Below are 14,530 nucleotides of genomic sequence, written 5' to 3'. Positions count from 1 at the left end.
CACGGGAAATGGATTGCGACATGGTCGGCCGGACGAGTACGGGTTTGCGCATCTTGCTGGTCTGTTCGGTATTTTCGCTGGATGCGTGGCATGCCGGGGCCGGGCGCGCGGCGGAGGCGGCGGATGACGCGAAGGTGCATGATGCCAAGGCGCATGATAGCGGGGCGCATGAGAGCGGGGCCGGGCCGCGTGTCGAGCATGTCCAGGTGGTGCGCCGCCAGGCGGCCGGTACGCAGGCCGCGTACGACAAGGCCACGGCCGATCTGGGGCCGCTGGGCACGCGGCGGACGCTGGATGCACCCTTTTCCATCCTGGCGGTGCCGCAGGACGTGATCGTCAACCAGCAGGGGCGCAACATCAATGACGTGATGCAGTATCTGCCGTCGGTCCAACTGGAGGAGCGCGGCGATCCGAATACCAGCCGCCCGCAGAGCCGCGGCTTTGAGGCCGATGTGGTGTCGAACATGCGCATCGACGGGCTGAACGCGGTGACGACGACCCCTTATGCGGCCGAGCAGTTCGACAATCTGCAGGTCCTCAACGGGCTGGCCGGCGCGCTGTACGGGCCGCAGAATCCGGCGGGCACCTTTGCCTATACGCTGAAGCGGCCGACCGGGCAGCGGGTCAACCGCCTGTCGATCGGGGTGGATTCCATCGGCACCGTGATGGAAAATGCCGATCTGTCCGGACGGGCGGGGCGCAATGGCTGGTTCGGCTATCGCCTCGACCTGCTGCATGGCGACGGGACCGGCTATGTCGACAAGAGCTGGCTGCGCCGGAACCTGGTGAGCGGGGATTTCGATATCCGCCTGTCCGAGCGGACGGTGATCGAAATCGATGCCAGCCAGTACACCTATGCCGAGCGCGGCATGGCGCCCGGGTTCGCCTATTCCGCGACCGTGCCGCTGCCGGCCGCGCCGGACCTGAGCAAGCCTTATCTGGGGCAGGATTATGCGGGCTTCAACATGGAGACGAACACGGCGCTTGCGAAAATCCGGCATGAATTCAACGAGGACTGGTCGCTGACCCTGGGCGGGCTGTACCAGAACGCCTATCGCCAGGTCTTTGCGAACACCGATCGGCTGCTGAACGGCGCGGGGCTGTACCAGCAGGTGATTTCGGCGGCGACGACGGCGAAGAATTTCAAGGTGGGCAGCAACCTTGCCTATCTGAACGGACATGTTCGCACCTGGTCGATCGGGCACGACCTGGTGGTCGGCACCAACGGCTATATGATGGGCAACTACAACCCCACCCGCGCCGACGGGACATTCGTGCTGGGGACGGCGAACCTGGACGATCCGCGTTCTTTTCCCGGACGCCAGCCCTATTTTTCCGGAACTTACGAATCGGCCTATACGCGCACGCAGACGGTGATCCTGGGCGATACGCTGCATCTGGACCGTCACTGGTCGGTCATGGGCACGCTGGGCTGGGGCTGGATGTCGATCGTCAATAACGACATCCATGGCCATGTCGTCAGCGCCTATGACAAGGATGCGGCGTTCAGCCCGATGACCAGCCTGATCTACCAGCCGGCGAAGAACCAGACGGCCTATTTCACCTGGGGGCGCAGCCTGCAGCAGGGGGATACCGCGCCGGCGGGTTCGACCAACCAGAACCAGGTCCTGGCCCCGCTGAAGAGCGAGGAATACGAGGTCGGATACAAGATCCTGGTCGGAAAATTACAGATGAACGTGGCGGGTTTCCGGATGACCCGGCCCTATTCCTTTACCGATCCGACGACGCGTCTGTTCGGCACGTTCGGCGTGCAGCGCAATTACGGCGTCGAGTTCCAGGCCGCCGGCTATGTCACGCCCGACCTGTCCGTGCTGGGGGGCGTGACGTGGATCGACGCGCAGCTCGGCGCGACCGGCACGCCGGCCACCAGCCACAAGGAGGTGGTGGGGGTGGCGCCGGTCCAGGCCGATATATTACTGGATTATCGCCTGCCGCTGGGCGCGGGGGTGCCGGGGCACGGCCTGGCGGTGAACGCGAACGTGCATTACACCGGGCGTCGTGCGGCCAATGTCGCCAATACCAGTTTCGCGGGGTCCTATGTCACGCTCGACCTGGGCGTGCGCTATGCGTTTCGCGTCGCGCATTATCCGATGGTCGTACGCTTCGGCGTGCAGAACGTGACGGATGCGCGCTATTGGGCGTCGGTCTATCCCAGCAGCATCAATGGCGGCGGCAGCGCCACCAACAATGCGGTGGCCGGCCTGCCGCGGACCTGCCATTTCACGCTGAGCGCCGAGTTCTGAGCGCGGAGTTCGGAGTCTGGATCAGTACGTCGCCGGATCGGCGGGATCGACGCGGGTGACCTTGCCGGCACGGTCGTAATAGAAGATGGCGTCGCCCCTGCGTTCGGCGTAGCCGTCGGGCGTGCCTTCGGGCGTCCAGAACAGCAGGCGGTTGGCGTCGGACTGCTCGACCACCTTGTCGCCCGCCGGGCGGTAGCGGAACTGGCTGAAATCCTTGCGCGCGCGGGGGACCGGCGGGTTGGCGGCCATCTGGTGCATCGAGGGGGTCTTGGGACCGTCCTCGTCATCGGCCAGGGCCGGGCCGGCGAGAATGGGGGCCGCGAGAACGGGGGCGGCCAGCGCGGCCAGGCAGAAGGGGAGGGTCAGCCCGCGCAGCATCCTGTCCAGCATCGACCGCGTACTCCTTTATCCGTTGGTTCGGCCAGCCGGGAACATCGTCTCTTTTGCCGCCGGGTGCAACTCGCCTTTCGCGGAGGCGGGCGGTCAGGCCGCGTGGGGCCGCCGCGCGGTGACCGCATAGACCGCGTCGCGCCAGGACGGGTCGTCGGACGGAGGCTGGACCTCGCCGCTGTCGATGCCGGAAAAGCCGGCGCGGGTCAGCAGCATGTCCAGCAGCCGGCGCCGGTCGTCATGGTCCAGCGCCTGCCACAGCGCCACGGCCTTCTGCGGCAGGAACCGGTCGGAGAAGGTCAGGATCGCCACGCCGCCGGGGCGCAGGATCCGGAGGATTTCGGCGAAGGTGACCAGAGGGTGGCGCAGATAGGGAACGACGTCGCAGAGGCAGGCGACGTCCATCGTCTCGTCGGGCAGGGGCAGGGTGGGGTCTTCGTTCAGGTCCTGCACGATCCGGTGCGTGAGGTCCACATTGTCCTGCATGACCGCGCGGTCCAGCCCGATGCCGATGACGGTGCCGCGCGGAAGGTCGGGGGGCAGGTGGCTGTGCGGGCCGGCCATCAGGTCCAGGATGTCGGCGCCTTCGGCGATCAGCGTGTGATAGAGGGCCGTCACCGCCGCCCGCGCGCCCGGGTCCAGCAGCGGGCCGGGGGCGCGGTGCGCGAAGAATTCGGCGTCGGGCGCGGCGCTGGCGACGGTGAAGGCGGCGGGGTGGAATCCGTGCATCTCGGTCATGGGCTGCAGATGCGACGGAACGGGCGGAAAATCCAGACCTTGGGCGGCGTTCGTCTCTTTGGGCGTTCGTGTCTTTTCCGGCGCGCGCGGGCCGTTATGATCCGCGGCCTGCCAGAGGATTTGTCAGAGGAGAAGGGGCGGGCGATGGCCAGACTGATTCATTCCATGATCCGGGTGCGCGACGAGGGCGCGTCGGTGGCCTTCTATGCGAAGGCGTTCGGCCTGGCGGTGGCCGAGCGGGTGGCCCTCGAGGGGTTCACGCTGATCTATCTGTCCAATGCGGAGCAGAGTTTCGAGCTGGAGCTGACGGTCAACCATGACCGCGACCGTCCTTATGACCTGGGTGACGGCTATGGGCATCTGGCGGTGTCGGTCGCCGACCTGGATGCCGAGCATGCGCGGTTCGTGCGCGACGGGCTGGCGCCGCAGCCGGTCCGGCAATTGTCGCTGGGCGAGCGGGTAGTGGGGCGCTTCTTCTTCGTCACCGATCCGGACGGCTATCGGATCGAGGTGCTGCAGCGCGGCGCGCCGGGCCGCTTCCTGTAGGGACCGGCGGGGGGATACAGGCTTTTCTCGCGTAATCGCGACTCGTGCCGTATAAGGCGCGCATGATGATCCCATTCTACAAGATGCACGGCCTGGGCAATGATTTCGTCATCGTCGACGAGCGCGCCCGGCGCCATGGCCTGAGCCCGGCGCGGATCGCGGCGCTGGCGGACCGCCATCGCGGGATCGGCTGCGACCAGTTCGTGGTGCTGCGGCCGGCCTGCCGCGCGGGGGCGGATGTCTTCGTGCGTTTCTTCAACGCCGACGGCAGCGAGGCCGGGGCCTGCGGCAATGCCTCGCGCTGCGTCGCGGAATGGCTGCGGCGGGAAGAGGGGCTGCGCGAGTGCGTGCTGCAGACCCGCGCCGGGCTGCTGCCCGCCTGGATCGGGCAGGATGGCGCGGTGACGGTCGATATGGGGCCGCCCGCCCTGGAGTGGCGCGACGTGCCGCTGTCGCAGGCGGCCGATACGCTGCATCTGCCGCTGGCGGGCGATCCGGCGGCGGCGTCGATGGGCAACCCGCATGCCACGTTCTTTCTGGCCGACATGCTGGACATGGACCCGTCGGTCGCCGGGCCGCTGCTGGAACATGACCCGCTGTTCCCCGAGCGGGCCAATATCGGCTTCGCACAGGTCCGCGCGCGCGACGCGATGCGCCTGCGGGTGTGGGAGCGTGGAAGCGGGCTGACGCTGGCCTGCGGGTCCGGCGCGTGCGCGGCGGTGGTCAACGCGGTGCGGCGCGGGCTGGTCGACCGGGCCTGCGCGGTCGAGATGGATGGCGGCACGCTGTCGATCGCCTGGCGGGAATCCGACGGGCACGTGCTGATGACCGGGCCCGCGACCGTTAGCTTCACCGGCGCGGTGCCGGCCGAGGGCGTGCCGTCATGACGGGCGCCCCGGAGATCCTGACCTTCGGCTGTCGCCTCAATACCTATGAGAGCGAGGTGATGCGCGGGCATGCGGCGGCGCTGGAGGACGTCATCATCGTCAATACCTGCGCCGTGACGGCCGAGGCCGAGCGCCAGGCCCGCCAGGCGATCCGTCGCGCCCATCGCGACCGGCCGGACGCGCGCATCGTGGTGACCGGCTGCGCCGCGCAGATCGACCCGGACCGCTGGGCGGCCCTGCCGGGGGTGACCCGCGTGCTGGGCAACCGCGAGAAGCTGGAGGCCGCGAACTGGACCCGCGCGGCGCTGGAGGAGGGGCGCGCGGTATCCGACATCATGGCGGCCACCGAGACGGTGCCCCACCTGGTCACCGAGTTCGCCGGCCGGACCCGCGCCTTCGTCGAGGTGCAGCAGGGGTGCGACCATCGCTGCACCTTCTGCATCATTCCCTTCGGCCGGGGACCGTCGCGCTCGGTCCCGGTGGGGGCGGTGGTCGAGCAGGTGCGCGCGCTGGTGGTGTCGGGCTATCGCGAAGTGGTGCTGACGGGGGTCGACATCACCTCGTGGGGCGGGGACCTGCCGGGCAGGCCGCCGCTGGGGCAGCTCTGCCGCCGCGTGCTGGCCCTGGTGCCGGAGCTGGAGCGGCTGCGCCTGTCCTCGGTCGATCCGGTGGAGATCGACGAGGATCTGTGGCGGCTGCTGGCCGAGGAGCGGCGGTTCATGCCCTATCTGCATCTGTCGCTGCAGGCCGGGTCGGACATCGTGCTGAAGCGAATGAAGCGGCGGCACCTGGTGGACGACGTGGCGCGGGTGATCGCGCGGGCGCGGGCCTGCCGCCCCGAGCTGGGGATCGGCGCCGACATCATCGCGGGGTTTCCGACCGAGACCGACGCGCTGTTCGCCGAGACGCTGGATTTCGTGCGGGGGCAGGGCCTGCCCTATCTGCATGTCTTTCCCTACAGCGAGCGGCCGGGGACGCCGGCGGCGCGGATGCCCGCCGTGCCGGTGCCGGTGCGCAAGGCGCGCGCGGCCGAACTGCGCGCGGTGGGGCAGGCGGCGGCGCGCGATTATCACGCCCGGCTGCTGGGCCGGCCGCTGAACGTGCTGCTGGAGACCCCGACCAGCGGGCATTCGGAGGAATTCGCGCCGGTGCGGCTGGTGGGGGCGGCGGCCGATATGGGGCGGATCGTGACCGTGCGGCCGACGGCGGTTGACGAAAACGGACTGGTGGCGGAAACCCTCTGACATGGCACTCGGTTTTTTCTCCCGTCTCAAGGCGGGATTGTCGCGCTCGACCCAGAAGCTGGGCGGCGGCATCGCCGCGGTCTTTACCCGCCGCAAGCTGGATGACGAGGCGCTGGAGGAACTGGAGGACCTGCTGATCGCGGCGGACCTGGGCCCCAATGTCGCGGCGCGGATCATCGCGGCGTTCCGTCATTCGCGCTTCGGCGCCGAGGTGACGGACGAGGAGGTCCGCCAGGCGCTGTCGGCGGAAATCGCCCGCGTGCTGGAGCCGGTCGCCGTGCCCTTTGTCCCCGATCCGCAGCGCAAGCCGCATGTGGTGCTGGTGGTGGGGGTGAACGGCACCGGCAAGACCACCACGATCGGCAAGCTGGCCCGCTATTACGGCGAGCAGGGGCTGAAGGTGATGATGGTGGCGGGCGATACGTTCCGCGCCGCCGCCGTGGAGCAGCTGCAGATCTGGGGCCAGCGGGTCGGCGCGCCGGTGATTGCCGGCCCGCCCAATGCCGACGCGGCCGGGCTGGCGTTCGAGGCCCTGAAGCGCGCCCAGGCCGAGGGGGCGGACCTGCTGCTGATCGATACCGCCGGCCGCCTGCACAACAAGGGTGCGCTGATGGAGGAACTGGCCAAGATCATCCGCGTGATGCGCAAGTTCGACGAGAGCGCGCCGCATTCCGTCCTGCTGGTGCTGGATGCGACGACGGGGCAGAACGCGATCGAGCAGGTGCGGGTGTTCAAGGAACTGGTCAACGTCACCGGGCTGGTGGTGACCAAGCTGGACGGATCGGCGCGCGGCGGCATCGTGGTGGCGCTGGCCGACAGTTTCGGCCTGCCGGTCCATGCGGTGGGCGTGGGCGAGCAGGCCGAGGATCTGCGTCCCTTCTCGGCGGAAGCCTTCGCGCACGGGCTGGTGGGCGATTCGGTGCGGCTGACGGGACAGGCGCCGGAAGAGGGAGAGGGGGCGGCGGACGAGCCGGCCTGATCGACGGGGCACGGTCCGCGCGGACCGTGCCCCCGATAATGGTCAAGCCTGAATGGTCAAGCTTGGCGGTTCAGAGCGGCAGGAACCGTTCCGAGATCTCGCCGAGGGCCTGGATGCCGGGCAGGGTCTTGCCTTCCAGCCATTCCAGGAAGGCGCCGCCCGCGGTCGAGGTGTAGGACATTTCGTCCGCCACGCCGGCATGGCGCAGCGCCGAGACCGTGTCGCCGCCGCCGGCGACGCTGGTCAACTGGCCGGCCTGGGTGCGGCGGGCGACCTCGGCCGCGACTTGGTTGGTGGCGGCGTCGAAGGGATGAAGCTCGAACGCGCCGAGCGGGCCATTCCAGACCAGGGTCTTGAGCCCGACGATCTTCTCGCGCAGCAGCTCAACGGTCGCGGGACCGGCGTCCAGGACCATGGAATCGGCGGGGATGGCATCGACCGGCACGATCTTGGTCGGCGGATCAGCCTTGAATTCCGTCGCCGTCACCGCGTCGACCGGCAGCACGATCTCGCAGCCGCCGGCCTGGGCCTTGGCCATGATCGCGCGCGCGGTGTCGTGCATGTCGGCTTCCTGCAGCGACTTGCCGACATGCACGCCCTTGGCGGCCAGGAAGGTATTGGCCATGGCGCCGCCGACGATCAGCACGTCGACCTTTTCCAGCAGGTTGCCGATCAGATCCAGCTTGGTCGAGATCTTGGCGCCGCCCACGATCGCGCCGACCGGGCGGACCGGGTTTTCCAGCGCGACGTTCAGCGCGTTCAGCTCGGCCTCCATCAGGCGGCCGGCGAAGGACGGCAGGAAGCGCGCGACGCCTTCGGTCGAGGCATGGGCGCGGTGGGCCGCGGAGAACGCGTCATTGACGTAATCGTCGGCCAGCGATGCCAGCGCCTTGGACAGGTCGGGGTCGTTCTTTTCCTCGCCGGCGTGGAAGCGGGTGTTTTCCAGCACCAGCACGTCGCCGTCCTGCAGCCTGGCGACGGCGGCCTCGGCCACCGGGCCCACGCAGTCGTCGGCGAACTGGACCGGTCGGCCCAGCGCCTGGCCCAGGGCCTGGGCGATCGGGGCCAGCGACATCTCGGGGACGCGCTTGCCCTTCGGACGGTCGAAATGGCTGGCGACGATCACCCGGGCCCCCTTGTCCGCCAGTTCGCGGATGGTGGGAACCAGGCGTTCGATTCGCGTCAGGTCGGTGATCCGGCCGTCGCGCACGGGCACGTTCAGGTCGGCGCGCAAGAGCACCTTGCGCCCCTTGGGCTGCAAGGCGTCCAGCGTCTTGAAGGACAGGGCGGCCATCAGAGGGACCCGAAGACCGCGGCCGTGTCGGACATGCGGTTGGAGAAGCCCCATTCATTGTCGTACCAGCTGCAGATGCGCACCATCTTGCCGCCGTCGATCAGCGCGGTTTCCGTGGCGTCGAAGGTCGAGGACGCGATGTTGTGGTTGAAGTCCGAGCTGACCAGCGGCGCGGTGTTGTAGGCCAGCACGCCCTTCAGCGGGCCTTCGGACGCGGCCTTGCGCACCGCCTCGTTCACTTCCTCGACCGAGGCGGGGATGCGGGTCGGCACGAAATCCAGCGACACCAGCGACACGTTGGGGGTGGGCACGCGGATCGAGGTGCCGTCCAGCTTGCCCTTGAGGTGCGGCAGGACCAGGCCGATCGCGCGGGCGGCGCCGGTCGAGGACGGGATGAGGTTGATCGCCGCCGCGCGGGCCCGGCGCGGGTCCTTGTGCAGCGTGTCCACCGTGCGCTGGTCGCCGGTATAGGAATGGATGGTGACCATGTAGCCGCGCTCGATGCCGAACGCGTCGTCCAGCACCTTGGCCACCGGGGCCAGGCAGTTGGTGGTGCAGGACGCGTTCGAGATCACCGTCATGTCGCTGGTCAGCGTGTCCTGGTTCACGCCGTAGACGATGGTGGCGTCGACATGGGTGCCGGGGGCCGAGATGATGACCTTGCGCGCGCCGGCTTCGATCAGGTGCGCGGCCTTTTCCTTGGTCGTGAAGCGGCCGGTGCATTCCATGGCCACGTCGACGCCCTCGAACGGCAACTTGGTCGGGTCGGGTTCGGCCGATACCTGGATCGGCGCGTAGGTGCGGCCGTTCGCGGTGATGACGATGCTGTTGCCTTCGACCCGCACCTCGCCGGGGAAGCGGCCATGGATGCTGTCATAGGTCAGCAGGTGGGCGTTGTCGGCGACGCTGCCCAGGTCGTTGATGGCCACCAGCTCGACGTCGGTGCGTCCGCTTTCGATGATGCCGCGCAGGACCAGGCGGCCGATCCGGCCGAAGCCGTTGATTGCGACTTTGACAGCCATTCGATTTCTCTCCCGTTCGTTTCAGCCTTTTCGGGCCGTCGGCCTTGGCTGGGCGCGGCCGCTCTCAGCTTTCTGCCCGGAAGGCGACGGAAAGTCACGCCCTGTCTCGCCGATCAGCCGCATTGCGGTGTCGCAGATCCGTTCGGCGGTGATGCCCAGCCGGCGGTAGAGTTCGCTGGCGGGCGCCGTCTCGCCGAAATCCTCCATGCCGATGAAGGCGCCGCCCGGACCCAGCCAGCGTTCCCAGCCGAAGGCCGAGGCGGCCTCGATGCCGATGCGCGGGGCCTGGCCCAGCACCTGGTCGCGATAGGCGGCGTCCTGCCGGGCGAAGAGTTCCCAGCAGGGCAGGGAGACCAGCGCCGCGTGCACGCCCTCGTGCGTCAGCGCGCGCTGGGCCTGGCGGGCGATCGCGACCTCGCTGCCCGTGGCGATCAGCGTGACCTGGCGCGGGGCCCGGGGCTCGTCGAGCACATAGCCGCCGCGCGCGCTGCCGAAGCGCGGGCGCCGGGCGCGCGGTTCGGCGGAATCCGCCCCCTCGCCGGCCGTGGGGCACAGGGTGATCAGGCTGGGGCCGTCGGTGCGGCGCAGCGCCAGTTCCCAGCTTTCCATCGTTTCGCGCCGGTCGGCGGGGCGGAAGACCGCGACGTTGGGCATGGCGCGCAGGCTGGCCAACTGCTCGACCGGCAGCCAGCCGGCGCCGTCCTGGCCCAGGGCCAGCCCGTCATCGGTCAGCAGGTAGATGACCTGCCGCCGCATCAGGGCGGCGAAGCGCAGGGCCGGCCGCATGCGGTCGATGGCGACGAAGGTGGTCGCCCCGCACGGGATCAGCCCGCCATGGGCCGCCACCCCGTTCAGCAGCGCCGCCAGGCCGTGGACGCGGATGCCGCAATCGGCCGCCGGGTCGTCACCCCAGACGGGGCTGGTCAGTTCGCCCCCCCGGCGGGAGAACAGGCACAGCAATTCCGGCAGCAGGTCGCGCAGGACGACCAGGCCCTGGCGGCCATGGGCCAAGGTCGTTCCGGCGGCGGTGGTGGCGGCGGGACGGGACGGGGCGGGGGCGGGCCGGCCCGTGGGCGCGGGCTGGCCGGCGCGCGGCCGGCTGGCGCGCAGCGCGGCGGGGCGGAGCGTCGCGGTATGCAGCATCGCCGACGGCAGCGGGCCGGCCGCGACCTGCCACGAGCGGATCCAGTCCTCGCGCCAGAAGGAGGGCAGGCGGCCCTCGATCGTGCGTTCGAATTCGGCGCGGTGGCGGTGCTTGGCCACCCGCCGCAGCCAGGAGCGCCGGGCGGCGGCGCCCCGGCGCGTCACCCGCGCCCACATCAGGCTGGCCAGGTCGCCCTGGGGTGCGCGGGGCGGGATGCGGCGCGGCGCCGCCCGCACGGTGCAGGCCACCATGCAGGGCTTGCGCGAGCGCATGGCGGCGGCCAGCGCGGCATGGACCGCGTCCGAATCGTCGGCGGCCACCTGGCGGACCGACCAGCCGCTGGCGACGTGGCGGGCCAGCGCGTCGGCGGCGTCGTCCGCGTCCTCGGGCGTGATTTCCAGCAGCACCGTCACCCGGTCCAGCGCCATGCGCGCGGCGAGCGATGCGGTTTCGAGCGCGACGCCGGTCGAGAGTTCGGTGGCGCAGGACAGGACCCAGACCCGGTGATTGACGATGGAGCGCCCGAAGCGCGTGGCCATCTGCCGTTCGGCCAGCGCCAGGCCGATGGCCGCCCCCAGCCCCTGACCGCTGGGACCGAAGGCCATTTCGACCGCCGGGTGGGCGCCGTATTCGATCACGCCCTCGCCGGCGGCGGTCTGGCCCGCCAGGCGCATCATGGCGTGCAGCAGCGGCCGGTGACGGGTCGAGGACACGACGAAGCGGTCACGGTCCGGCCAGTCGGGGTTGGTGGGGTCGAAGCGCAAGAACTGGTTCCACAGCACGCAGGCCGGCACGGCCATGGCGGCGGCCCGGGCGGCCTGATCCTCGTCCGCGATCGATGCGGCGATGAAGCGGTGCGCGGCGTCGCGCAGCGCGCGGATCGTGTCGTGCGCGGCCGGAGGGGCCAGGAGGGAGTCTGGGAGGGGAGCTTCCGGCGCGTGTGCCGGGTCGTCCCGTTCGGTCAAACTGGTTTGCGCGCCTGCCATGCGCGGGGCCGTCCCTGATATGGGTGCCCGCCCGGCGCGGGCCGGGAGGGCGGTCGACAGGCTATAGGAGGGCGGCGGGCGGGCACGCAAGCATATGCGCCCCGAAACGCCCTTGCCCCGTCCGGCGGATGCTGTAACCGTGGCGCGCCATGCTGAACCGTCTTCGCCCTGTTCCCGTCCTGACGGCCGTGTCCGCCGCCGGGATCCTGTGCCTGGCGTCCTGCAATCTGGTGGACCAGCGGACCTTCGACCCGCGTGCCAGCCGGCCGCCGGTGCCGCATTACCCGCCGTCCAGGCCGCCGCCGCCGCCCGTTCCGCCGCTGGTGCAGATCGGGCTGGGCACGCCGGCCGAACGCTGGCAGCCGGCGCTGAAGGACGCGGTGGCGCGTGCCCTGGCGCGCAAGCCGAACGTGCTGTTCGTGGTGACGATCATCGTGCCGGCGGGCCCGACGCCGGGGGCCGAGGGCGCGGCGCTGACCCGCGCCATGGCGGCCGACGGGAGGGCCGTGGCGGCAGCCATCGTCGCGGACGGGGCCCGTCCGGCCCAGGTGGAAATGTCCGCCATGTCGGATTCGACGGTGACCGCGGGCGCGGTCCGGGTGTATGTGCGGTGATCCGAACCGATATCCGTGCGGCGAAGCGCACGAACCGCAACGGCGCATGACGCGCCGGCCAGCCGGGCCGGCGGCGGCGCAGGAGAATTCGAGAGTGGCCAGCATCGACGTGGGCGGACATCCTTTCTACCGGTTCTGCCGGTCCGCGCTGGAAGATATCCGCAAACAGGGTCGTTATCGCCAGTTTACGCCGCTGGCGCGCCAGGCCGATCGTTTTCCGGTCTATGAGCAGGGCGGCGACGTCCAGGCGGTCGCCGCCGCGGACGGGCGCGAGGTGGTGGTCTGGTCCGCGAACGACTATCTGGGCATGGGGGTCGAGCCGGCGGTGGTCGAGGCCGCGATCGCCGCGATCCGCGAGCATGGGGCCGGGGCGGGCGGCACGCGTAACATCGCGGGCACCAGTCCGCTTCATGCTGCGCTGGAGGCCGAGCTGGCCGACCTGCACGGCAAGGAGGCGGGGCTGCTGTTCGTGTCGGGCTATGTCTCGAACCAGGCCAGCCTGCAGGCGATCCTGACCAGCATGCCGGGGTGGATCTGCTTTTCCGACCGGCAGAACCATGCCTCGATGATCGCCGGGATCAAGGGGGCGCGCGGCGCCTCGTGCGTGATCTTTGAACATAACGACCTGGCGGACCTGGAAGCCAAGCTGGCGGCCGCGCCCAAGGATGCGCCGAAGCTGATCGCCTTCGAGAGCGTCTATTCGATGGACGGCGACATTGCCGATATCGCGGCCACCTGTGCGCTGGCGCGGAAATACGGGGCCATGACCTATCTGGACGAGGTCCATGCCGTGGGGCTGTACGGCCCCGAGGGCGCGGGCGTGGCGCGGCGCGACGGCGTGGCCGACCAGGTCGACATCATCGAGGGCACGCTGGCCAAGGGATTCGGCGTCCATGGCGGGTATGTCACCGGATCGGCCGAACTGATCGATTATCTGCGCAGCGTGGCGTCGGGCTTCATCTTCACCACCGCGCTGCCGCCCTCGGTGGTGGCGGCGGCGCTGGCCAGCGTGCGGCTGGTGCGCCGCGAGTCGTGGCGGCGCGAGCGGCTGTTCGCGCGCGTCGCGGCATTTCGCGGCCGGCTGCGGGCGGCGGGGGTGCCGTTCATGGAGACCCCCAGCCACATCGTGCCGATTCCGGTGGGGGATGCGGATCGCTGCACCGAGATCAGCCGCCGCCTGCTGTCGGAATACGGGCTGTACGCCACGCCGATCAACTATCCCACCGTGCCGCGCGGCACCGAGCGGCTGCGCCTGACGCCGGGGCCGTTCCATACCGACGCGATGATGGACGACATGGTCGCGGCCCTGGCCAGGTTGCTGGGCGTGTCGGCCGACCGGCATACCGAGGCCGCGTAAGGGCGCCGCCGGGCGGGGGAGGCCCCCCGGACCGGCGGGGGACCGTATGGGGCGTAGCGGTCAGCCGTGGCGGACCTTTGCGATCGCGGCCTTCAGGTCGTCCAGGTCGACCGCGCCGGGGATGACGTAGTGCGCGTCGAAGACGAAGGTGGGTGTGCCCTCGAGGTGGATCGCGTTGGCCAGCGTCATGTTGGCCCGCAAGGTGGCCGCGACGTCCGCGCCGTCCATGTCCCTGGCCAGCCGGTCGGCATCCAGCCCGGCCTGCGCCGCCAGGGCGCGGATGCGCGCCATGTCCGGCTTCTGGCTGTCGGTCATCAGGGCGTGCTGCATGCGGAAATAGGCGTCCTGCCCGCCCTGCAGGGCGGCGGCGGCGATGGCCTGGGCGGCCAGCAGGCTGGCCGGGCCCAGCACCGGCACCACTTTTTCGACGATCCGGACGTCGGGATCGTCATGCACCAGCCGGTCGAGGTCGGGCAGGACCTTGCGGCAATAGGGGCAGCGCGGGTCGTAGAATTCCACCATGATGGTGCGGCCGCGCGGATTGCCCAGGATGGCGTCGGTGGGGAGCGGATTGGTCAGCGCCGCGCGGTTGGCGGCCAGCGCGTCGCGGGTGGTGGCCTGTGCCTGGGCCTCGGCCCCGGCGCGCAGGGCGGCGATGGCGTCGGACAGGATGGTCGGGTCGGTCTTCAGCGCGTTGCGGACGATCTCGACGATCTCGCGCCGCTGGTCCGGGGTGAAGCTGCCCTCGGCATGCGCCGCGCCGCCGCCCGGAAGCCACAGCGCGGCCGCCAGTGCGGCGGCGGCGGCGGCGTGCCGCGCGGCGCGGCGCGGGAGGGACGGGCGGGCGGGGGAGATGGGCGGCAAGGGCGTGCTCCGGCGGTCGGGTCCGATACCGGCCGTCTGTAGAGCAGATCGCATGGCGGCGAAAGGGCGCGGGCCCGATCGGCCATGGCGGTGGGACGGGGCGGCGGGATAGGGTGCGGGCCGTTCCGGGGTGCTGTTGCCGAGGGTCCAGAAGACCGCTAAGTCCCGAAGGCCCGGCGGCTCGCCCGGGGATCGAACGGT

At 70.3% G+C, this 14,530-nt stretch carries 13 protein-coding genes; 7 read left to right on the top strand and 6 right to left on the bottom strand.

Annotation, left to right across the window (positions count from 1 at the left end; translation table 11 throughout):
* Nucleotides 1-20 precede the first annotated feature (20 nt).
* Nucleotides 21-2,264, top strand: a complete 2,244-nt coding sequence (locus AAC691_RS04560; protein ID WP_342629095.1) for a TonB-dependent siderophore receptor — start codon at nucleotides 21-23, stop codon at nucleotides 2,262-2,264.
* Between the two features lie 21 nt (nucleotides 2,265-2,285).
* On the opposite strand, the gene AAC691_RS04555 is transcribed toward AAC691_RS04560, so the two are convergent.
* Nucleotides 2,286-2,654 (bottom strand): hypothetical protein, encoded by a 369-nt coding sequence (locus tag AAC691_RS04555; protein ID WP_176640628.1) that lies wholly within the window; start codon nucleotides 2,652-2,654, stop codon nucleotides 2,286-2,288.
* A 93-nt stretch (nucleotides 2,655-2,747) separates the two neighbouring features.
* On the bottom strand, nucleotides 2,748-3,392 hold the full coding sequence (locus tag AAC691_RS04550; RefSeq protein WP_342629094.1) for a methyltransferase domain-containing protein: 645 nt from the start codon (nucleotides 3,390-3,392) through the stop codon (nucleotides 2,748-2,750).
* Nucleotides 3,393-3,536: 144 nt separating this feature from the next.
* Here AAC691_RS04550 and AAC691_RS04545 point away from each other — a divergent pair, with 144 nt between their 5' ends.
* From AAC691_RS04545 to ftsY, 4 genes are all read left to right on the top strand, one after another.
* Entirely contained in the window at nucleotides 3,537-3,938 is a 402-nt protein-coding gene (locus tag AAC691_RS04545) for a VOC family protein (RefSeq protein ID WP_342629093.1), read from the top strand.
* 62 nt (nucleotides 3,939-4,000) lie between these two features.
* Nucleotides 4,001-4,825 (top strand): diaminopimelate epimerase, encoded by an 825-nt coding sequence (gene dapF, locus AAC691_RS04540; RefSeq protein ID WP_342629092.1) that lies wholly within the window; start codon nucleotides 4,001-4,003, stop codon nucleotides 4,823-4,825.
* The gene (mtaB, locus tag AAC691_RS04535; protein WP_342629091.1) at nucleotides 4,822-6,069 is read left to right on the top strand and encodes a tRNA (N(6)-L-threonylcarbamoyladenosine(37)-C(2))-methylthiotransferase MtaB; all 1,248 of its coding nucleotides are present in this window, start codon (nucleotides 4,822-4,824) and stop codon (nucleotides 6,067-6,069) included. The genes dapF and mtaB overlap by 4 nt, the downstream gene beginning before the upstream one ends.
* 1 nt (nucleotide 6,070) lies before the next feature.
* A complete protein-coding gene (gene ftsY / locus AAC691_RS04530; protein WP_342629090.1) occupies nucleotides 6,071-7,048 on the top strand; it encodes a signal recognition particle-docking protein FtsY in 978 nt (325 codons plus the stop codon).
* Nucleotides 7,049-7,118: 70 nt separating this feature from the next.
* Here ftsY and AAC691_RS04525 read toward each other — a convergent pair whose 3' ends face one another.
* The 3 genes from AAC691_RS04525 to AAC691_RS04515 are packed head-to-tail and all read right to left on the bottom strand — an operon-like array spanning nucleotide 7,119 to nucleotide 11,494.
* Nucleotides 7,119-8,342: a phosphoglycerate kinase gene (locus AAC691_RS04525; protein WP_342629089.1), complete on the bottom strand. Its 1,224-nt coding sequence runs from the start codon at nucleotides 8,340-8,342 to the stop codon at nucleotides 7,119-7,121.
* Nucleotides 8,342-9,364, bottom strand: a complete 1,023-nt coding sequence (gene gap, locus AAC691_RS04520) for a type I glyceraldehyde-3-phosphate dehydrogenase (protein WP_323991359.1) — start codon at nucleotides 9,362-9,364, stop codon at nucleotides 8,342-8,344. The genes AAC691_RS04525 and gap overlap by 1 nt, the downstream gene beginning before the upstream one ends.
* Before the next feature lie 21 nt (nucleotides 9,365-9,385).
* On the bottom strand, nucleotides 9,386-11,494 hold the full coding sequence (locus AAC691_RS04515; protein WP_342629088.1) for a transketolase-like TK C-terminal-containing protein: 2,109 nt from the start codon (nucleotides 11,492-11,494) through the stop codon (nucleotides 9,386-9,388).
* A gap of 149 nt (nucleotides 11,495-11,643) precedes the next feature.
* Between AAC691_RS04515 and AAC691_RS04510 the strand changes: the two genes are divergently transcribed.
* The gene (locus tag AAC691_RS04510) at nucleotides 11,644-12,108 is read left to right on the top strand and encodes a hypothetical protein (protein ID WP_342629087.1); all 465 of its coding nucleotides are present in this window, start codon (nucleotides 11,644-11,646) and stop codon (nucleotides 12,106-12,108) included.
* A 46-nt stretch (nucleotides 12,109-12,154) separates the two neighbouring features.
* Entirely contained in the window at nucleotides 12,155-13,465 is a 1,311-nt protein-coding gene (hemA, locus tag AAC691_RS04505; RefSeq protein WP_408906056.1) for a 5-aminolevulinate synthase, read from the top strand.
* Between the two features lie 60 nt (nucleotides 13,466-13,525).
* Here hemA and AAC691_RS04500 read toward each other — a convergent pair whose 3' ends face one another.
* Entirely contained in the window at nucleotides 13,526-14,329 is an 804-nt protein-coding gene (locus tag AAC691_RS04500) for a DsbA family protein (protein WP_342629086.1), read from the bottom strand.
* Nucleotides 14,330-14,530 lie beyond the last annotated feature (201 nt).

Origin of the sequence: Nguyenibacter vanlangensis, assembly GCF_038719015.1 — a bacterium.
Lineage (GTDB): Bacteria > Pseudomonadota > Alphaproteobacteria > Acetobacterales > Acetobacteraceae > Gluconacetobacter > Gluconacetobacter vanlangensis.
This window is presented reverse-complemented; position numbering and strand designations above follow the sequence as displayed.